General features: G+C 45.5%; 15 protein-coding genes and 2 pseudogenes. 8 read left to right on the top strand and 9 right to left on the bottom strand.

Going from position 1 to position 20,763, the window contains the following annotated elements:
- The first annotated feature begins 444 nt into the window (after positions 1–444).
- Both RID53_RS01835 and RID53_RS01830 read left to right on the top strand, forming a co-directional pair.
- Complete coding sequence (locus RID53_RS01835) at positions 445–3,000, top strand: PAS domain-containing sensor histidine kinase (RefSeq protein ID WP_446386495.1); 2,556 nt, start codon at positions 445–447, stop codon at positions 2,998–3,000.
- Between the two features lie 23 nt (positions 3,001–3,023).
- A complete protein-coding gene (locus RID53_RS01830; protein WP_446386494.1) occupies positions 3,024–3,209 on the top strand; it encodes a hypothetical protein in 186 nt (61 codons plus the stop codon).
- Here RID53_RS01830 and RID53_RS01825 read toward each other — a convergent pair.
- The 4 genes from RID53_RS01825 to RID53_RS01810 all read right to left on the bottom strand — a co-directional run bounded on the left by RID53_RS01825 (position 3,189) and on the right by RID53_RS01810 (position 7,908).
- Complete coding sequence (locus tag RID53_RS01825; RefSeq protein WP_446386493.1) at positions 3,189–5,351, bottom strand: RAD55 family ATPase; 2,163 nt, start codon at positions 5,349–5,351, stop codon at positions 3,189–3,191. The two genes, RID53_RS01830 and RID53_RS01825, sit on opposite strands and share 21 nt — an antisense overlap.
- 98 nt (positions 5,352–5,449) lie before the next feature.
- The gene (locus RID53_RS01820) at positions 5,450–7,111 is read right to left on the bottom strand and encodes an ATPase domain-containing protein (RefSeq protein ID WP_446386492.1); all 1,662 of its coding nucleotides are present in this window, start codon (positions 7,109–7,111) and stop codon (positions 5,450–5,452) included.
- Positions 7,108–7,539 (bottom strand): hypothetical protein, encoded by a 432-nt coding sequence (locus tag RID53_RS01815; RefSeq protein WP_446386491.1) that lies wholly within the window; start codon positions 7,537–7,539, stop codon positions 7,108–7,110. The genes RID53_RS01820 and RID53_RS01815 overlap by 4 nt, the downstream gene beginning before the upstream one ends.
- Positions 7,540–7,680: 141 nt before the next feature.
- A complete protein-coding gene (locus RID53_RS01810) occupies positions 7,681–7,908 on the bottom strand; it encodes a hypothetical protein (protein WP_446386490.1) in 228 nt (75 codons plus the stop codon).
- Positions 7,909–8,272: 364 nt separating this feature from the next.
- Between RID53_RS01810 and RID53_RS01805 the strand changes: the two genes are divergently transcribed.
- A complete protein-coding gene (locus RID53_RS01805) occupies positions 8,273–9,952 on the top strand; it encodes an ABC1 kinase family protein (protein ID WP_446386489.1) in 1,680 nt (559 codons plus the stop codon).
- Between the two features lie 623 nt (positions 9,953–10,575).
- On the opposite strand, the pseudogene RID53_RS01800 reads toward RID53_RS01805, so the two are convergent.
- A pseudogene (locus RID53_RS01800) lies at positions 10,576–10,954 on the bottom strand (IS1634 family transposase); the annotation flags it as partial.
- A 377-nt stretch (positions 10,955–11,331) separates the two neighbouring features.
- Positions 11,332–12,105: a DsbA family protein gene (locus tag RID53_RS01795; RefSeq protein WP_446386488.1), complete on the bottom strand. Its 774-nt coding sequence runs from the start codon at positions 12,103–12,105 to the stop codon at positions 11,332–11,334.
- Positions 12,106–12,253: 148 nt separating this feature from the next.
- Here RID53_RS01795 and RID53_RS01790 point away from each other — a divergent pair, with 148 nt between their 5' ends.
- On the top strand, positions 12,254–13,132 hold the full coding sequence (locus tag RID53_RS01790; RefSeq protein WP_446386496.1) for a Uma2 family endonuclease: 879 nt from the start codon (positions 12,254–12,256) through the stop codon (positions 13,130–13,132).
- A 103-nt stretch (positions 13,133–13,235) separates the two neighbouring features.
- The gene (locus tag RID53_RS01785) at positions 13,236–13,931 is read left to right on the top strand and encodes a Uma2 family endonuclease (protein WP_446386487.1); all 696 of its coding nucleotides are present in this window, start codon (positions 13,236–13,238) and stop codon (positions 13,929–13,931) included.
- Here RID53_RS01785 and RID53_RS01780 read toward each other — a convergent pair.
- Positions 13,928–14,962, bottom strand: a complete 1,035-nt coding sequence (locus RID53_RS01780) for a Vgb family protein (protein WP_446386486.1) — start codon at positions 14,960–14,962, stop codon at positions 13,928–13,930. The genes RID53_RS01785 and RID53_RS01780 overlap by 4 nt on opposite strands.
- A gap of 113 nt (positions 14,963–15,075) precedes the next feature.
- Positions 15,076–17,331 carry a RelA/SpoT family protein gene (locus RID53_RS01775; RefSeq protein ID WP_446386485.1) on the bottom strand — a complete coding sequence of 752 codons (2,256 nt, stop codon included), beginning with the start codon at positions 17,329–17,331 and terminating at the stop codon, positions 15,076–15,078.
- A gap of 528 nt (positions 17,332–17,859) precedes the next feature.
- Here RID53_RS01775 and patD point away from each other — a divergent pair.
- The 3 genes from patD to crtD all read left to right on the top strand — a co-directional run bounded on the left by patD (position 17,860) and on the right by crtD (position 20,535).
- Complete coding sequence (gene patD / locus RID53_RS01770; protein ID WP_446386484.1) at positions 17,860–18,219, top strand: heterocyst frequency control protein PatD; 360 nt, start codon at positions 17,860–17,862, stop codon at positions 18,217–18,219.
- Between the two features lie 114 nt (positions 18,220–18,333).
- The gene (locus tag RID53_RS01765; RefSeq protein WP_446386483.1) at positions 18,334–18,918 is read left to right on the top strand and encodes a zf-TFIIB domain-containing protein; all 585 of its coding nucleotides are present in this window, start codon (positions 18,334–18,336) and stop codon (positions 18,916–18,918) included.
- Positions 18,919–19,002: 84 nt separating this feature from the next.
- Positions 19,003–20,535, top strand: a complete 1,533-nt coding sequence (crtD, locus tag RID53_RS01760) for a C-3',4' desaturase CrtD (RefSeq protein WP_446386482.1) — start codon at positions 19,003–19,005, stop codon at positions 20,533–20,535.
- On the opposite strand, the pseudogene RID53_RS01755 reads toward crtD, so the two are convergent.
- A pseudogene (locus RID53_RS01755) lies at positions 20,486–20,763 on the bottom strand (hypothetical protein); the annotation flags it as partial. The gene crtD and the pseudogene RID53_RS01755 sit on opposite strands and share 50 nt — an antisense overlap.

The following is a 20,763-nucleotide window of genomic DNA, read 5'->3' as shown; positions in this document are numbered from 1 at the left end:
GATCACTGATCGATCCTCGCCCTTATCCCTATAAGATTTCATTACCTCAAGGTATCGTGTTACAAAATTACTATGACTTGGATGTGGAATTGGTAATGGTCATTGGGCAATGGGAAATTGGCTATGGGCAATGGGCAATGGGCTATGGGGAATAGGGTATGGGGAATAGGGAATAGGCAATGGGCTATGGGGTATAGTGAATGGGGAATATGGTATAGGCAATGGGTAATGGGCAATGGGCAATAGGCAATGGGTAATGGGTAATGGAACTTACAGCACAAAGCGCTGTAATAAAGTACAGTAGATCAAAGTCCCCCATCCCCCTCCCGTCCCCCTTTCAAAGGGGGAAGCCGAAGGATGCTTCGCTTTTTGTTCCATGGGGGATTTAGGGGGATAGACAATGTACCGCATAGCAGAGCAAACTGCTGTATTCTATAAAAGCAAATGCGATTTATTAAATTCTATGTTGTAATAGCAATCCTATGGATTAGTTTATCCGATTATTTGTTGGCTCACTTGATAGAGCGTCCCATTATCTTAACTTACCTGCAAACGTTAAAAGAATTACTCTTTATTCTCATCAGCAGTTTCTGCTTTTATCAATTTATTCAAAAACAGCACAATCGTGATATATTCTCTGACCCAAGCGAAATCAACGAACTGCTGAATCAGAGTCAAGGCATCCTCTATACCTGCCAGCCCGGAGGTGACTACCGGGCTACCTATATCACTCAAAATGCTCAGGATTTATTGGGTTATACGCCGGACTATTTCTATCAAAATTATGATTCCTTTCTCAGTCACATCCATCCCGATGATCTACCCCAAGTGTTTGCCGAGCTTCCTTACTTATTTACTCAAGAACATCATACCCTTGACTATCGTTTTCGCCATAAAAATGGTGACTATCGCTGGTTAAATGACCGTTTAAAACTGATCCGGGATAAGGACGGCAATCCTCTCAAAATTGTCGGCTGTCTGCTGGATATCACGCAACGCAAGCAAGCTGAATTGGCTCTAGAGCAGTTGAATCAAGACCTAGAATGGAAAGTGGCAGTCCGCACGGCTAAACAGAATGTTCTTAATCAAGAATTAGAAGACATCCTAGTAGATATCAGGCGACAGGAAGAAGAACTACGATGCCAAAATGACGAACTTATTCAGGCTCAAACTATAGCTGAACGCGAACAAAAACGGTATCAAGATTTATTTGAATTTGCTCCCGATGGTTATCTTGTGACAGACAAGCAAGGTTTTATTCAAGAAGCAAACAACTCTATTATTAAATTGTTAAACTTGGCAGAAAAATCCTTAATTGGCAAGACTTTAGTCTTATTTATTGCTCCAATCGATCGGAAAAAGTATCGTAAATTTTTCACTAAAGACGATTCAATCACACTACAGCATCCCCAAGAATTAACCTTAAAACAGCCGTGGCAAAACGGGATAAAATTCACCGCCGCTGTCAGACGGAGAACTCTAAAAGATGATCAGGGTAATGTCGTAGGATTCCACTGGTTAATTCGGGATATTACGTCGCAAAAACAACTAGAACAGGCTCTACGCCACAGTGAAAAACAGTATCGAACTTTAGCTGAATCCTCCCAAGATATAATTTTTACGATCGATACAAACATGACGTTGACGTACATTAATGAGTTTGGCGCTAACCTGTTAGGCTTTGTCCCTCAAGCTTTAATTAACAAGCCCTTTGATCAGTTTTTTATCCTCAACAAATTTGATCGGCTAGATTCCAGTTTACACAAGGTATTAAGCACAGGCTTACCCTCACGAATTGAAGACCGTTTACTGCATCCTTCCTGTGTAATGTGGTTAGATACGGCATTTTTTCCCTTGAAGAATGAAGCCGGAACCGTTACAGGTGTCCTTGGCGTCGCTCGTGATATTACCCAACTCAAAGGGGTTGAACGTTTACTCCGTCAAACTCAGGCGAAACTGCACCAACGGGAAAAACTAATGCGTTTAACTTTAGAGCAAGCGCCTATTGGAATTATTACGACAGATTTATCAGGTCAGTTTATTTCCATGAATTACACCTTTTACAAAATATTAGGGTATTCGGCAGAGGAGTTTAGGGAATTATCTTGGCAGGATATCCTTGATGAAAATAATTCCGCATCCTATCCGTTCTACTATCAGCAGTTGCAGCAAGGAGATAACGACTCAATTCAATGGGAACAGCGGTTAAAACATCGAGAGGGTTATCTCATCCCCTGCATTATTTGCCTAGGATTAATCCGCGATTTAAATGAACAGCCACTTCAATATATTGCCCACATTGAAGATATTAGCGATCGCAAGCAAGCAGAAGCGCGACTTCAGGCATCATTGCGCGAAAAAGAAATCCTCCTCAAAGAAATTCACCATCGCGTGAAAAATAACCTGATGATTGTGGCAAGTCTGTTTACCTTGCAGTCTTTACAGGTAACCGATCAACGGCTTTTAACAATTCTAAAAGACAGCCAAAATCGGGTTAAATCCATGGCAATGATCCACGAAATTCTCTACGATGCTACCGATTTATCTCAGATTCCAGTCAAGGATTATATCGAAAGATTAGTCAATACGATTGTCAGTGCTTACAGCCGTCGCCGTCAGTCTATCGCGATTCATTTTGATATTGAGCCGATTGGCTTAAATATAGACACGGCTGTACCTTGTGGCTTAATTCTCAATGAACTGATCACCAATTCCTTAAAATATGCTTTTCCCGATGATAAGTCTGGAGAGGTGGGTGTTTCACTACATACCCTAGAGCCACATCACTATGTCCTCAGTGTTTGGGATAATGGAATCGGCTTTCCCGAAGCGTTAGACTTTCGCCGCACAGATTCTTTGGGAATGCAGCTTGTTTGTGATCTGACGCGACAACTCAAAGGTACGGTGGAACTTGATTGCAGCCAGGGGACACAGTTTCAGATTAGGTTTCGGGAGCGTAAAGTTAAAAATCGCTTGCTTGTACCGCCAGAGGATAAGTAGTGGAAGCAATGTAGAGACGCGCCATGGCGCGTCTGGGAAGATGGGGAAGCCCATTGCCTATTGCCTATTGCCCATTGCCTATTGCCTATTGCCCATTGCCCATTGCCTATTGCCCATTGCCCATTGCCCATTGCCCATTGCCCATTGCCTATTGCCCATTGCCCATTGCCCATTACCCATTCCCCTTCCTAGTCATAGTAATTTTGTAACACGATACCTTGAGGTAATGAAATCTTATAGGGATAAGGGCGAGGATCGATCAGTGATCCGCGTAGTTTTTGCAGTTGTAACGTGGGATAACCGCGATTACCTCGTTGATTCATTTCTCCCCAATCGGGAATACTCAAGTTAATAATGCCATCAAAGGTATTCCAGAGGCTATACCCTTTGTCGGTTATACCAATTCGTTGATCCCAAATATCTAAAAGAACAACATCTGGATGGTTCAGAAGTCTATTTTTATCATCAATGAAACTCAAAAATTCCTCTACAGAACAGTTGATGGCGACGGGAACCAGGGAATCAAATATAATGCGACAGGGTTTTGACATCTGCTCAAGTTGGCACGTTAGGATGTAGAGCAAGAATTCCGGATCACTTAAACTGATCGCTGTTTTTCCGGGAGATAAGGGATCTAAAATAACTAATTGTCCCGATTGTAAATAAGATTGTGGCAATAGATTCAGACTAGAAAACCTTTCACATACCTGGTGAAATCTGACATCAGCGCTGATATAGAGAACCGAGTCTTGATGTTGCAATCCTTCAATAGCAAACTGTAAGCCTAAGATACTCTTGCCTAAACCCGGTTCTCCCTGAACTAACCAAGCTTGATTAAACCGGAGTTGTTCTTGTACCAAGTCTTGAACCAGGGAAAATTGTAAGGGTTTTGGAATCACAGAGGTGTTTTCCGAGACAGCCGTTGCTTTGAGATACAGTACCTCAATTCCGGTGGGAGTAATGTGCATCCGGTGTCGTCCGGTAATATGGTTGACACTACGCATTTTCAGGACTTCCAGATAGCGATATCGGCGAATTCCATCCCTAAATCCTAAGTGCGGCACGATGGCGCTAGATAGGACAAGAATACCATCGACTACGGTTCCTTGGACACCGAAGTGGGAATGGCTTTGGCTGTCATCTATCACTTGATCTGAAATTAACAGACCGACAGCACCAACCTGCTGAATTAAAGTAGTAATGATGTAGGTTTTTTCGCGTTGAATGACATGATGCTCTGTTTTACTGAGGAACACAGAAAAGGAATCAATAACAAATCGTTTTGGCTTTAAGGTTTGAATAGCTTCTCGGATTTGTTCCAACTGTTCCTCAAGCCGAATTTGAGGATGGGGGATAGAAATAATGGTTAACCAGCCTTGGGCTTCTAAGGAAGCTAAGTCCCAACCCAAGCGATGAATCAGACTGTCTAGAGAATGACGACTATCCTCAAAATAAAACAGCAATCCTGTCTCACCCGCCTCAACGCCTTGAAGTAAAAACTGTAGCGCTAATGTGGTTTTTCCAGCACCAGAAAAACCGGAAACCATCACCGAATAGCCTTGAGGAATTCCCCCTTGCAGTAAACAATCTAACCCGAAAATGCCTGTCGATAAAGGTTGACTAGATACCTTTTCAGGAATGGGTTGCTGACTGATAGCTAAAGCAGAGGTAAATACCTGCACACCGTCGGCGGTGATAGTGAACGGAATCGGATTCATTTTGGGATTCATTCCCCGGAGTTTGTACACTTGCAGAAAACGGCGCTGTTCTTGGTTTTGTTCTGCCATAAACAGGTAAATAATTCCATCCGCGATCGCAAATTCTGGATCATGGTTAATACGGCTGCAATCGCTCTCTGTAATCAAAAAACTTGTACATCGGGCGCTAGCTAACCGCACCGAGAGTAAATAACAAAAGCGGCGAAATTCGACGGGATTATCCACCGAGTCTCGAATTGCTTTAAAGGAGTCAATTACTAACACCTGCGCCTGAGATTGATTCACTCGTTGCAGAATATGATCCACTAAACCGGAGAGGGGCTGCTCGTAAATAAAGCTGCCAATATCATGGTAGATTACCCGTTCGCCAAACTGGTCAGCATCAAAAAAATTTAATCGTTGACCATACCGTACTACCTTGAGCATGGGTTCGGATAAAGTCGTTAAATAGAGAGTTTTATCATTAGGCTGTCTCCGAATCGTCTCAAATAAAATTTGCTGGGCTAAGATTGTCTTACCGCCTCCTGGAGATCCGGCAATAATATTCATTGAGTAGAGGGGAATTCCGCCACCCAAGATGGTATCAAGATTGCGGATGCCTGTAGAAATTAAGCGAATGTCTTTGTTGGTCATTCGTTATTGGTCATTCGTTATTTGTTATACTTGCTTTTATCGAGAAGCAAGCTACGTCATTTGCCAGGGTTTAGAACTATTTAGATTCACTTTTGTGTTTAAATAGTAACTCGGTAATACTTCAGGTTATTGCGATTCAAAGATAAGATCAACCCTTGATCTTGTAACTCTTCCATCTCCTGTTCTACATCTGACTCTGGCAATCCCGTTTGAGTTGCTAATTCCGCTACAGTGCTGGTTCCCTTTTGTTGTAATGTTTTGAGGAGATATTGCGATCGCGCTGGCAAATCATTGATTGTAGAATGCGGTATAGCACTGAGAATCGGAAGTCCGGTCAAGATACCCGTTTGAGCCGTCATCATATCGCCAATCAACAGTCCTGTATCATTAATTTCAAAGCGACGGATTTCTTTGCTATGTTGAGAGCCACGCATTTTCATAATATTGATTGCCCGTCCCATTTCTCCAGATAATTCTACATAACGCAGCAAAATAACATTATCGGCAATGAATGAGACGCCATATTCACTCACTTGAAAATCCCCAAAAAGTTCAGGTATTTCATGATTCATTATTATGGTAATTCCCTGAAGTTTGAGTTGATTGACGAGGGCATAGATATAATCCTTGTAGCGAACCTTATCGGGTGTAGCAATTTCGATATCTTTGATTGAGTCGAGCAAAACCCGTTTAGCGCCAATTTTTTCGACAGCATCAAGGATATAAGCGGCATGAATATCTGGCTGAATTTCAACCGGAGAATGATAGAGATGAATTAATTGATCCTCAGCCGCTAGCCTGAGCAAATTCCAGTTAAATGAATCGGCAATCTGTTGTAGTTGTTGAGGGTTTTCTTGAAAGGAAACAATTACACCCGGTTCATTTTCTTTGATCCCAGTGGTAATAAAGTTGAGTCCCAGTAAGGTTTTGCCTGTACCTGCCCCACCTGCTACCATTGTGGCACTTCCCGCCGGAAATCCACCTGCTAGCATTTGATCTAAGCCGATAATCCCAGTGCTGACTCGTCCAGTCTGGAGTGATGCAGGGGGTGCAGTTATAGACAGTTTAATTCGGGGATAAACCCTTAGACCTGCATTATTGATTTTAAAGGGATGCATCCCGCTAAAATAGTCACAGCCTCGGAGTTTAAGGACATTAATGTAGCGCTGGTAGTGCAAGCCCAAGGGCTGATACTGCATACGAATAATACTATCTGCGATCGCAAAAATGGGCTGTTGCTCGATTTCATCCTCCGTGTATTCACCAACGAGTAGCGTTGTAACTGCCCAGGTGGTGAGACGCACAGAGAGATCATAGCCAAATTTCCGCGCTTGCACGGGATCTTGTACCATGTCGTTGATCGCTTTAAAGCTATCGATACCAACGATGGCAGGTTTATACTGCTGGACATAGTTAAGAATCGCATTCAGTGTCTCATCTAGTCCGCGATCGCGAATCACTTCACCAATATCCAGATAAATCACCTGTTCTCCCACTTTATCCCGGTCAAAGAAATCAAATTGCTGAAGATAATAGAGCATTTTGATCGGTGGCTCAGACAGGGTGGTTAAATAGAGTGCTTTCTGAGTTGGAGTTGCATTGGTATAAATTAACTGTTGACTAAAAATTGTTTTCCCTGCACCTGGCGATCCGGTAATAATATTAATCGACAGTTCCGGAAAACCACCCGCGAGGATGCTATCTAAACCTGGAATATTGGTGGGGATTTTGCCCAAGGGTTTGCGACTCTGTTGACTCATAGCAGCTTCCTCTCTTCAATATCTCTGAGCAGTTGGCGAACTAAAATATCACCTGTGAGCATGGCGAGAATATCAATCAGGTTGGCAATGAGTTCCTTGAGTGCATCTCGGAGTAAAAGCCGTTCTTCTTCGCCTAAGCGCTGACGTAGCGGCTCAAAGTCTATTCCTTGAGCGGTGGTATGCAAATGTTCAATGAGGGGGTAATCGTCTTGAGTAATAGCTAGCGCCCGATCCATGATTGCTATCACTGTGACGCGCCCTAGAGTTGGCAAAATGCGATGCCAAATCGTTCCCAATAAATCCTCGTAAATTTCTAGAACTTCCTCTTTGCGAGCTTGGGTTTTGGCTTGACGGACTTGCTGGTCAACCTCGGGCTGGGATAGTTGTTCAGAGGGGTTGGTTTCAGAGGGCTGATTGGTTGAGGACACAGATCGCCTCGTGGTTGGGTCTAGGGGTATTGTATAGCAAAAGATAAAAATGGGCAGAAAGTTTCTGATTTCTTTCTGCCACAGTTAGCCCGATTTATTACAGAGATTCTCAGGTTAGATTTTGAGCTTGCAACACAATGCTTATCTGGCTGATGAGGAGTCACTGCCCTTATTGCACAGAAGGTAAGTCAGCGCACCGCCAACCAAACCTCCTGCAAGGAAAGGAAACGCTCCAGTTAAAGCGATTCCTCCTACTGCTATGCCACCGCCAATTCCCGCTAATCCAGAAGTTATTCCGCTAACAGAAATTGTCGCACAAGCACCAGCACCAACAGTGGCTCCTGCTGCCAAAGCATCTTCTGTCTTCATGGATTGCTCCTTTCTAGACTTATCCTGATCATGTCCCACTCCACATAAAATTGGGTTTATGAAAAACTTGAATTCTGTAAAGATTGTGGAAAAATAAGCTGTCATGCATTTAAATTGGGTATTAGTAGCGAGCAAGATGCAAAGCCTGCGGCATGGCTTCGCTAAACGCACTACAAGGCTTTCGCCATTATTGACATTAAGGTTTAAATGCCGAACAGCTTAGGACGAAGTGATAATTTTTCCTCAAATGGTAAGTCGTAAGTTGTCTAGCGCAGCCTATTTTGCCATAAAACCTTAAAGTATTAAGGAGGAGAGCAATAGGTTCTCGCTCCTGTTCCCTCATTCATCAGATGCACAAGGCAGAATGCTAACTAAGGCTAAGCCCAAGCCACCCCGTTGGCAACGACGAAAGTATTCCCCCCTCGCCCGCCAGATTGACATTTTTCGGTCGGCGGCGAAGTTTATGTTCTATTTATGGTGGGACAAAACCATTGCCAATGATACCCCCAATCACCGCAACCGCCGCGCCCAGTGGCTGGTGGGGACATTGCTGGATTTAGGTCCTACATTTATTAAAATTGGGCAAGCCCTCTCGACTCGTGCTGATTTACTGCCCTTAGAGTACATCGAGGCATTGGCGCATTTACAGGATCGGGTGCCAGCATTTAGTGGGGCGGAGGCGATCGCGGTGATTGAAGTCGAACTGGGTCAGTCTATCCATGCATTATATCGGGAGTTTGATCCCTTTCCTCTGGCATCGGCTAGTTTGGGGCAAGTTCACAAAGCACGGCTGCACACCGGAGAAGATGTGGTGGTGAAGGTACAGCGTCCGGGGATTGAACGATTATTTAATTTAGATTTTAAAATTATACACGAATTGGTGCGATTTGCTAATCGGTATTTGCCTTGGGTAAGAAAATATAAACTTGAGGCAATTTATCGCGAATTTTTTGATTTACTCTATCAAGAAGTAGACTATATCCAAGAAGGTAAAAATGCGGATCGGTTTCGGGAAAATTTTAATAATTACCCAGGGGTTCTGGTGCCGACGGTTTATTGGCGTTACACGACCAAGAAGGTACTCACGTTAGAATATCTGCCCGGAATCAAAATTGACGATCGCCAAACCCTAGAAGCCTGTGAAATCAACACTAATGAGATAATTCAACGGGGAATTTGTTGTTACTTAAAACAGTTATTAGAAGACGGCTTTTTTCAGACAGATCCGCATCCAGGGAATATGGCAGTTGATCAGGATGGCAGTATTATTTTCTATGACTTTGGCACAATGGCAGAGGTGAAATCCATTGCCAGAGACCAAATGATTAAGACCTTTTTTGCCGTGCTGCGGAAAGATACTGATGAGGTGGTGAATACCTTAACCTATATGGGGTTACTGGAACGGCAACCGGATATGACCCCGGTGAAACGCTTAGTCGGGTTTATTTTAGAACGGTTTCGGGAAAAGCCCATCGATGTGCGGGAATTTGAAGCATTGGGGAATGAGTTGTATGTGATGTTTGAGCAGCAACCGTTTCGTTTACCCGCACAAATGACGTTTATTTTAAAGTCGTTAACTACATTAGATGGAATTGCCCGTGCTTTAAATCCAGAGTATAACTTATTAGCTGCCAGTCAACCCTTTGTCAAAAATTTAACCGTTTCCAAAGGGCGGGGAGATGTGGTTAAAGAACTGGCAAGGCAAGCCAGAGATTTTATTAAATATCGGTTAAATAAGCCAAGTGCTACAGAAGTCTTAATTCGCCGCTTAGAAGCCCGAATCGAGCAAGGGGAACTGCAAGTCAGGGTGCGTTCCTTAGAGAGCGATCGCGCCTTACAACGGATTCATTTGGCGATTAAGAGTTTGATTTATGCTTGTGTAACTGGGTTTGCATTATTGGCGGGAACAGTATTATTATTAGTGCCGCATACAGGGTGGGCAATTGCCGCGTTTACGTTTTCGGGATTTTGGTTTGTCGTTTTGTTGTATTCGTTAGTTCAGTTAGCGGTGAAGGAAAAATTAGAGAAAATGACTCGTCGGTAAGCTGTCATGCATTTAAATTGGGTATTAGTAGCGAGCAAGATGCAAAGCCTGCGGCATGGCTTCGCTAAACGCACTACAAGGATTTCGCCATTATTGATATTAAGGTTGAAATGCCGAACAGCTTACCCCATCTCTCCCATATAGTTGTAGGTTGGGTTGACGTAGGAAACCCAACAAAATTCAGTACCAATAAAATTTAAGCAATTCCAACACCAACTGCCTGGATATTGTCTTGTAATTCTTTTTCGCGTTTAGACTGTTCTATGGCTGCGGTTGCTCGTATAGTGTTGATCAAGTCGCTAAACAGGTCTTTCCCGGGTTCAACATAATCAATATAGGTTTGAATTTGAGTGAGATAACGGGGTCAGGTTTTCTCCGCAAAGGCTGACCATGTTTTCAGTGTGTCACCGGATGTGAGCAAGTAATTTAAGCAGGTTTGAAAATTTTGCTTGTTCGCAACAATAGTGGTATAATAAGCTTTTCAATCTTGCAAATATAAAATCAGATTATATGAGGTTTTAATATAAGCTGTTCGGCATTTAAACTGAAGTTCCCCTTTGAAAAATCGCTACACTCTATGCATATCGAGGCTTAAGGCGATTTGTCTTTCGGCTTCACTCTTGTCAAATCAGGCTGACACCCAACAAATCTAAAGCCTTTCTTTGTACCGGAGTCGGTTCGGTTACCTTGTCAAAGTCGAAATTTACACCTGGGATATTAGACTGAATTCGATTGTTAACAATTGTTCCCAAATCAGCTAACAGGGTTTGAAAGCTATGCACAGGTAAGTTATCGGCTGTCCGCTTCTTTTGGGCTTTGGAAGAAGCTGAATTGCTCTTCGTCGAATGCTTCACAATTCCTTCGCGTAACTCAAGGGCATTGTCCCAGTCATCTTCATCGAAAAGAATAGGAGCTCTCGCATCGACGCATATGCCATTCTACATAGTACGCCAACATACATAAGAATACATGAGCTTTGACTCTATCACTGTTACGATGATAGAAATGTTTTGCTACACCATACTTGTTGATGACTTCACCCACTTTCAGTCCAATTTCAGCACCTCGACTTCGCTCGGTGCTGACCCTGAGCGAAGTCGAATTTTGAGGCTTGAGGTGGGAAATGCTTTGTCTCTTAGCTTTTGAGCTGCTTGTCACCCCTTCAGCTTTCTCACTCTACTGCTACTTGTGTCAAGTCAGATTTTGTTAAGAAAGATGTGACTAATGCATAGTTGAAGGGGGGCTAGGGGGGATCTCTACTCAACTAGCTATTCTACCGAACCCGTTAATCTAAGCAGTCAAGCTAATTTCTAGGATTTGCTGCTGGGTGGCGTGGCGGGTAAAAGGATCAGCCGTTGGGAATTGAGGTGCGGGACTACTTATAACGACTGTTTGACACGAGTGAACCGTTTCTCCATCTCCTCTAGTTCTATCGCCCCAGTAAACACCTCCCCATTCATAACGAAAAAGGGAGTTCCAGTAATTCCTAAACTCTCTGCTAGCTGAATATCTTGACTAATCGCCTTTTCTGCGGCTTGGCTATTGCGATCGCGATTAAATTGGTCTACATCTAAATTTAAGTTCTTGGCTGTTTCAATATAAAACGACTCCCCCAGTTTTTCTTGCTGAGTAAACAGCACATCATGATACTCCCAAAACTTCCCCTGTTGAAACGCCGCCCATGCTGCTTTCGCGGCTGAGATAGCTTGGGGATGAATTGAGGCTAAAGGGTAATGTTTATACGTCAACGTCACCTGATTCTGATGCTTTGCCATAAACCGTTGCACCGTTTTATGCGCCCTGCCACAATAGGGACATTGAAAATCAGAAAACTCGACCATGACAATCTTGGACTGAGACGCCCCTGTTGTCGGTGATTCTCCAATAACGGCTTGAGGATTGGTTTTAAGTTCCTGAACAAACGCTTGCTGGGCTTGTTGGAGTTGCTGTTGGACACGTTGCTGATACGCCTGAACGGATTCCAGAATAACTTCTGGGTGTTCGCGAATCACTTGCAACACTTGTTCTTCTAATTTGGGACTCACTTGACTAGCAGCTTGAACGGGTAGAGAAGTGCCGAATAAAGTAATACAAAGAAGCAACGCGATCGCACAAAGCCGAAATGGGTACATGGTTGAATGGTCATGGTTCATGGTTCATTGTTGATTGTAACGGGCAGGCAAGCGGTAAGATTTAATTTATCGGGACTATTGCTGAATGTGCGATCGCACCATTTGTTCGTTCGTAGTCGGCGCTTTAGCGCTAGAAGACATAGCAACCGCCAAGGTTAAACAATCTCAGATGGTTCTGCAAACTCCAACCTCCGCCAAACGCCAAGAACCCCTTGTCACCTGGGAAAAGCTTCCCGACGATTTCATTTTGCCCGATGATCCCGTGGAAAACATTCTACAACCGCCCCTCGCCGCCGCCCTGACAGACGCTTTAGGTGCAGCCAATCGCCTGAATTCGCAAATGTTAATCGCCTCCAATTTTGGTCTCGTCACGACGGTGGATCAGAAAATTGTCGTCAAAGCACCAGACTGGCTGTATGTACCCCAGGTATTCCCGGTTGCAGAAGGCGTAATTCGCCGCAGCTATACCCCCAATCTCGAAGGGAGTCCAGTTAGCGTCGTCATGGAGTTTTTATCAGAAACTGAAACGGGAGAATACTCAGTACGATCAACATTTCCCTATGGGAAGTTCTACTTCTATGAGCAAATTCTCCACGTTCCCACCTATGTGATTTTTAATCCCCTAGCACCAATTCTAGAAGTTCACCGATTGCAAAATAATCAATATATATTGCAACAACCCACAGAGGAAGGACGCTACTGGATTCCTGAATTAGAACTATTTTTAGGCATCTGGTATGGCACCCGATTAGGCTTAACCAGCAATTGGTTACGCTGGTGGGATGAGTCGGGAAACCTGTTATTGTGGAGTTCAGAACAAGCTGAACAAGAACGCCAACGTGCTGAACAAGAACACCAACGTGCTGAACAAGAACACCAACGCGCTGAACAAGAACGCCAACGCGCTGAACAAGAACGCCAACGTGCCGAACAAGAACGCCAACGTGCTGACGCTCTAACCAATAACCTAGAGCAAGAACGGCAACGTAATCAGGCGTTGATAGCAAAATTGCAAGAGTTGGGTATTGATCCCAACACCTTGTCCTAACCTATCAATTCAGTATATCGGCTGGTGAGCAAATTCCCTGAATCGGCGATCGCCCTGAGTCGGTAGGATGAAAGAAAGCTGTAGTCACACTGAACACTATCCTATGTCCGATGAGTCTGTGGGAAATCTTCAAGAACCGTTCCTCGCCGCCGCCCTAACAGACGCTTTAGGTGCAGCCAATCGCCTGAATTCACAAATGTTAATCGCCTCCAATTTCGGGCTTGTGGGGGCAGTTAATGGGAACATCGTGATCAAGGCGCCAGACTGGCTGTATGTACCCCAGGTATTACCCGTTCCAGAAGGAGAAATTCGCCGCCGCTATACACCCAATCTGGAAGGCAATCCAGTTGGGGTGGTGATGGAGTTTTTGTCAGACACTGAAGCGGGAGAATACTCCATACGACCCAGTTTCCCTTATGGGAAGTTATTTTTCTATGAGAAAATTCTCAAAGTTCCTACCTATGTGATCTTTGAGTCCCTAGCCGTAGTCTTAGAAGTCCGCCAATTACAAGATAATCAATACGTAGTGCAACAACCCACAGAAGAAGGACGCTACTGGATTCCTGAATTAGAACTATTTTTAGGCATCTGGCATGGCACTCGATTAGGCTTAACCATCCCCTGGTTACGCTGGTGGGACGAGTCGGGAAACCTATTATCGTGGAGTTCAGAACAAGCCGAACAAGAACGCCAACGGGCTGATGCGATCGCAAATCAGCTAGAGGAAGAACGGCAACGTAATCAGGGGTTAATGGCGAAATTACAAGAGTTGGGCATTGATCCCAACACTCTATCCTAATCAGTTTGACGGTGGTGACGGTACGCAACTCCGCTGATCCCCAGCATGAGTAGTCCCAGCAACACACCAGGTTCAGGCGTCTGGACAGCTTCTTCATCTGCGAAAGCTATCCAACCCGCTCCGTCTAAGCCCCCAGCTAGGGATGGGATAAACTCATCATCAATCAAACTCCCGGTTTGACCGTCGTAGCGTAATACTTTTCCTGGAACAGGTTCACCAATTTTTTGGGTGGGATTACTACTGACATACAGATCACCGTTGGGTCCGAAGACAGGTTGAACAGGACTCTCCACTTCATCAATAAAAACTTCAACGGTTCCAGTCTCCAGGTCATATCGATCAATCGTATTGGCAGCGAAATTAGCCACATAAAGCGCCCCGTCAGGTCCCAAGCTCAGACCCCCTGGTGCAGCATTTTCAGAACTTGCACTGCCCAGTAATGCCACCTGACCCGTGGTTAGATCGTAACGCTGCACATTGTTCGTAAAGGTACAACTGAAGTAGAGAACTGCATCCTCATCGGCAGTGATGCTAAACGGTGCATCGCAAGCAGAACTGTCTACTGAAAACAGATTCCCGATAAAGGTTCCCGTCTGTCCGTCATATTGGGCAATGGTATCAAGTCCTGTGTTGGCAACAAACAGACTACCATCCGATCCGAACGCTAGATCTTGGGGAAAAATCAAGGGCGGAACCGCTGAGGTGAAGGGCTGAATGAATGCGCCCGATTGCCCGTCATACTGAAGGACTTGCCCAGGTGGTGTATCCTCAGTGAGGAGGCTGACAACGTAGAGATTGTTGTCTTCTGGACTAAAAGTCAAACCGACCGGACCCTGTAAACCGCCGCTTCCTGAGTCAACAACTGTATCGATAAAAGCTCCTGTTTGGGCATCAAACTCAAGCACTGAATTCGTATTGAAGCTGCCCACGAAGAGGCTAGCCGCGATCGCTTGATTGACCAGAGAAAGAGTGACGCCTACCGCCGCCGTGCTGGCAAGCGCGAGCTTTAGGGGTAGAGAGGCTGGTTGCATGGGCATTTCCTGGAGAATCGATGTACAGGCGGGGAATCAGGAAAGATATCATTAATACATTAATATCACTGATTCACCGCAGATTCACAATTAGGACAACAAGTTTACCCAGTTCATTCATTAATATCGCTGATTCGCCGCAGATTCAAAATATCGCTCATCTTTTTAATTTGAGCAAAACTTTGCTGCAATTGTCCGTAATCCCGAATATCGATGCACAAATCAATCAACGCAGGTTTACCGTCTTGAGTTTTCACCTGAGCTTTCCGCACATTGATATGATGATCACTTAAGCGGGAGAGAATATCCTTTAACACCCCGACCCGATCCAATACTTCAATTTGAATATTAACCGGATAGGTTTGCCGACGCCCACTCTCTTGATCCGTCGGATTCCAATTCACCGGAACTAATCGGTCTCCCTCAATATTTTCCACATTGGGACAGCCTTGACGATGAATCGAGATTCCCCGCAATCGGGTGACGACACCCAAAATAGGTTCGCCAGGAACTGGGTTGCAACACCCAGCAATCCGATGCATCAATCCCTCTACGCCTGCAATGGGTTCGCCTTTAATCGTCCACTGATCACTTGTTTCCCTCGCCGTCGGTAACGATGGCAGTAAATCTTCGATTTCTTCAGGTTCGGTTTCAAGGGGTTGTGTAGCTTTTACTGCATCGCGCAACCGATTGACCACTAAATTCAGGGTGACTTCTCCATACCCTAATGCCGCCAGTAAATCTTCCGCATTCTGATAATTACAGCGTTCGGCGACAGACTGCATGGGTTCGGATTTGAGCAAGGATTCAAATCCATTTTTACCCAATTCCTTCTCCAGTAATTCTCGACCTCGTGCCACATTTTCATCGCGGTGCGATCGCTTGTACCATTGGCGAATCCGATTTCTGGCACTGGGCGTGACGACGAAGTTCAACCAGTCTAAACTGGGGTGACTATTTTTCTGGGTGATAATTTCCACAATATCCCCATTTTTTAACGGCGTATCCAGGACTCGCCACTGACCATTAATTCTCACCCCAGCACAGTGATTCCCAATCTCAGTGTGAATCCGATAGGCAAAATCTATCGGCGTTGCGTCCCGACTCAGCGCCACAACATCTCCATCGGGGGTAAAGACGTAGACATCATCGTCAAATAAATTATCTTTGACACTTTCGATATACTCATGGGCGTCTTTCAGGTCATTCTGCCATTCCAGCAACTGCCGCAACCAGGTAAACTTGTCATCGTCTGCGCCAATCCGAGTTGGATCAGATGTCCCGGTTTCTTTATACTTCCAATGTGCAGCAATCCCATATTCGGCAATTCGATGCATTTCCAGGGTGCGAATTTGCACTTCGATGGGACGCCCATGGAAGCCAATCACGCCTGTATGTAGAGACTGATAACGATTGGGTTTCGGTAAGCCGATATAATCTTTAAATCGACCTGGAATCGGTCGAAAGGCATCATGGACAACCGCTAATGCCCGATAGCACCCTTCGTTGGTCTCCACGATGATCCGCATCGCCGCTAAATCATAAATTTCGTGAAATTCCTTATTGCGACGCTGCATCTTCTGATAAATTCCATACAGATGCTTAGGACGACTATTCAAGTCCACACATCGAACGCCCATCTCATCGAGACGCCCTCGCAGAATTTGCGAAACCTGGGTTAATCGTTCCTCCCGGTCTTGACGCCGTTCGGCAACCAGTTCCTGTATTTTGCGATAAGCATTGGGTTCAAGATACTTAAAGGATAAATCTTCTAACTCCCACTTAAACCGCCCAATCCCCAAGCGATTGGCTAAGGGGGCAAAAATCTCTCGGGTTTCCTGGGCGATCGCCCGCTGTTTTTGTGGCTTAAGATGTTCTAATGTCCGCATATTATGCAGACGGTCTGCTAACTTGACCACAATCACCCGGATATCCTTCGCCATAGCCAGGAACATCCGGCGGAAGTTCTCGGCTTGGCGTTCGGTTTTACTGGAGAAGTTAAATTTGGAGAGTTTGGTGACGCCTTCCACTAAATGGCGAACCTCTGCACCAAAAATTGATTCAATCTCGTCTGGCGTGACATCCGTATCTTCGACCACATCATGGAGTAAGCCAGCCGCCATCATGGTACTGTTGCCGCCTAAATCTCTTAATAAGCCAGCAACAGCGACAGGATGGGCGATATAAGGTTCTCCAGAGGCTCGATATTGTTCCGAATGCAGTTGATACGCAAATTCAAACGCCCGCACCACTAACGCCGCGTCATCCGGCGTTGATGGATCAGAGGTGGCAGAGGCTGTTGATAAACAGTCCTGCAACCAGTCGGGAACGTCTAGGTTATAGGTGGTGGTTAGGACAGTGGCACTCATAATTCTTTCCCTGACAGATCTATAAATAATAAGGATGGTTAAACGGTAATGGCAGTAAGATCTCTGTTTAGTGGTATAGTTATCGGTTTTTGTGAATTCCAGAAATGGGTCAAAATTCCCTAGATTATCCGTATAGTAATCAGACCTAGATGAGCAATAGTAACATGGACTACCAGATATCCACCCTTGTTACCGGATACAGAAGCAACAGGTCACTTCTGTCACGGCTTCATTTCCCGCGAAATCTTGTATAACCCAAGGACTTGGTTGAAGCCAACACGCTAGAATTTTTGCGGGTGGTGGTCAATAGCAGGTCGCTAAGACAGCCAACAGCCAAGGTTTTAGGGGACATCAGTTTTGGCAGTACCACACTACTTAAACTGCTCCTCCTCACATTGGTTACTCTGCTATGAGAATGCAAGCTGATGTTCAGATCCAAACCTGATCCTCAGCTTGGTGGTAAATCCTTGCATTTATAAATAAAAATACAAGATTCTTTACATTTATTCTAGACTAACCTGTCTCACAATGTTAATCCCCTCCCAACGGCAATCCTATCAGGACTTTCAACACGTCCTAGACGACCTGCACAAAAGCATCCAGAAGCACGAGTTAGACAAAACTGAGATTCAGGAGCGTTTCCAGGCGGTGAAACAGCTCTTTCAAGCACGAATTCTCACGCTCAACCCCGATGAAGTCAATCAGGAACACGTATCAGCATGGCAGTCTAGGCAAACCGAAATCCATAGACAGATGCGCCTACTCGAAACCGATATGCTAATGTTGCAGGCGGCGCGAAATTCTGCAACGGTTCAGTCTAGGGTGGCTATTATCTGCGATCGCCTGAACACCCTGATTCAATACTGTAGTGCTATGCTTCAACTGTAACGCTCCAGTCCAGTCCTGTCGAGGGAGTTTCGACCCTAAACTTCGTTCGAGGGCATGGTTGAGGTATTCTCGCCGAATTAGGATAAGTTACAGGTGCTTTGAGGAAGAAAATCGGTGCAATGTCCTAAATGTAGAAAAGTAACGCTCTTAGACGGCTATTTAGAGCATCAGTTTGCCGTGAAGTATTGCCAAGAGTGTAAAGGCACCTGGATTCCTGCCAAAGAGTATGAAGCATGGCAGGCACGTCAACCGTCTGATCAGAAAATGCCTGACCTTCCCCCTGAAGCGCTAAACGTGGATTTTGTCAAGTCCCCCTTCGATACCAAAGCCGCATTATGTCCAGAGTGCCAGCGCTATCTCTCTCGCGCTAAAGTTAATCTCAAGACTCCCTTTTATGTGGAACGGTGTTCTCACTGTCGCGGGATTTGGTGCGATTACGGGGAGTGGGACATTCTAGAAAGGTTGGGACTCCACACCATAGTTGAGCAACTCTTTACCAACGAATGGCAGACTAAGGCGCGAGAACAGCAACTTTGGCAAAAAGAACGCCAAGCCACGACGGAAAAATTAGGGAGTGAGTTAGGGGCGCAGGTGATTGAGTTGGCGGAAAAATTAGCGGCACACCCAAATGGCGATTTTGGTGTGGCTTACCTGATGCGGCGCGTCGGCGGAAACTGGCAACAGCATAATCAGAAATAGACTATGGGGATGTCCAATGATCGATGCTATCCTTAAACAAAACGTTTTATATTAAGATATATTAAGCAATGTAAAACAATAATCATGCCCAGCGTTTCTACTCCTCAAACCCATCGCGTCGTTGTCATTGGTGCAGGAATTGGGGGGCTAACGGCTGGCGCACTTCTTGCCCGTCGAGGTTACTCAGTGTTAGTCCTCGACCAAGCCTTTGTCCCTGGCGGATGTGCCTCCACGTTCAAGCGTCGCGGCTTTACCTTTGATGTAGGTGCAACCCAAGTGGCTGGTTTAGAAGTAGGTGGTATTCATCAGCGAATTTTCGAGGAGTTAGAAATTGACTTACCCACCGCGACTCCCTGTGACCCCGGTTGTGCGGTATTTCTCCCTGGCGAAACTGAACCGATTAACGTTTGGCGCGACCCAGAAAAATGGGCAAAAGAACGGCAACGGCAATTTCCGGGGAGTGAACCCTTCTGGCAACTGATGAGGACTCTATTCAATGCCAGTTGGAGATTTCAATCCCGTGATCCCGTATTACCCCCACGAAGCCTCTGGGATTTGTGGCAATTAATCTCAGCGGTGCGTCCAGATACCCTAATTACGCTACCGTTTACGTTTATGACGGTAGGAGATGCGTTGCGCGGCTATCGACTCTATGACAATCAGCGTTTGAGGACATTTCTGGATTTACAACTGAAGCTGTATTCTCAAGTGGATGCCGATGAAACCGCTTTACTGTATGCGGCGACAGCCCTCGGCGTTTCCCAAGAACCTCAAGGACTATTTCACCTGAAGGGAAGTATGCAGGTATTGAGCGATCGCCTGGTCGCCGCCTTGGAGAAATGGGGTGGTAAACTGCTGATGCGTCATAGCGTGGAACAGATTCAGGTTTCCGGGGACAAGGTTACAGGCGTAACGGTAAGAAATCAGAAAACGGGACAAGTTTGGACAGAATCAGCCGATGAAGTGGTGGCAAATGTGACTGCCCAAAACCTGGTCAAGTTATTGGGAAACCACGCGCCCAAGGGATATCAGCGTCGCGTCGATAAATTACCACCCGCATCGGGTGCCTTTGTCATTTACCTAGGAGTTGACCAAAACGCTATTCCGGCAGGTTGTCCACCTCACCTGCAATTTCTCTACGATTACGACGGTGAGATTGGCGAAAATAACTCTTTATTTGTCTCGGTTAGTCAACCTGGTGATGGTCGCGCCCCAGAGGGAAAAGCCACAATTATTGCCTCCTCGTTTACCGATACCCGACTGTGGTGGCAAGGTTCTCAGGAGGATTATGACCAGTTAAAACAAGATTATACCCAAGAGGCGATCGCACGGCTAGGTCAGTATTTTGACTTAACTCCAGAAACCATTATCCACCAAGAAACAGCAACACCCCGCACCTTTGCCTATTACACCGGACGTCATCAAGGAATCGTCGGCGGAATTGGTCAGCGAGTTCCGACATTCGGTCCCTTTGGCTTTGCTACTCGCACCCCCATTAATCACGTATGGTTGGTGGGAGATTCTACCCATCCTGGTGAAGGGACGGCTGGAGTCAGCTACTCAGCATTTACGGCTGTACGGCAAATACAGCGCTTTGCGCTGGGCAATAGGCAATAGGCAATAGGCAATAGGGTAATGTGTTATAGAAATTTTGTCTCCCCTCTTCCCCTGCTTCCCCAGCGTCCCCTGCTTCCCCTGCGTCCCCTGCTTCCCCTGCTTGCCCTGCTTCCCCTGCTTCCCCTGCTTCCCCTGCGTCACCTGCTTCCCCTGCTTCCCCTGCTTCCCCTGCTTCCCCTGCTTCCCCTGCTTCCCCTGCTTCCCCTGCACCCTGATCCCTAAATCCAG

Origin of the sequence: Coleofasciculus sp. B1-GNL1-01, from assembly GCF_040220235.1 — a bacterium.
Classification (GTDB): Bacteria; Cyanobacteriota; Cyanobacteriia; order Cyanobacteriales; family Coleofasciculaceae; genus Coleofasciculus.
Note: the sequence above shows the minus strand (reverse complement) of the source record. Positions and strands in the feature narration are given on the sequence as shown.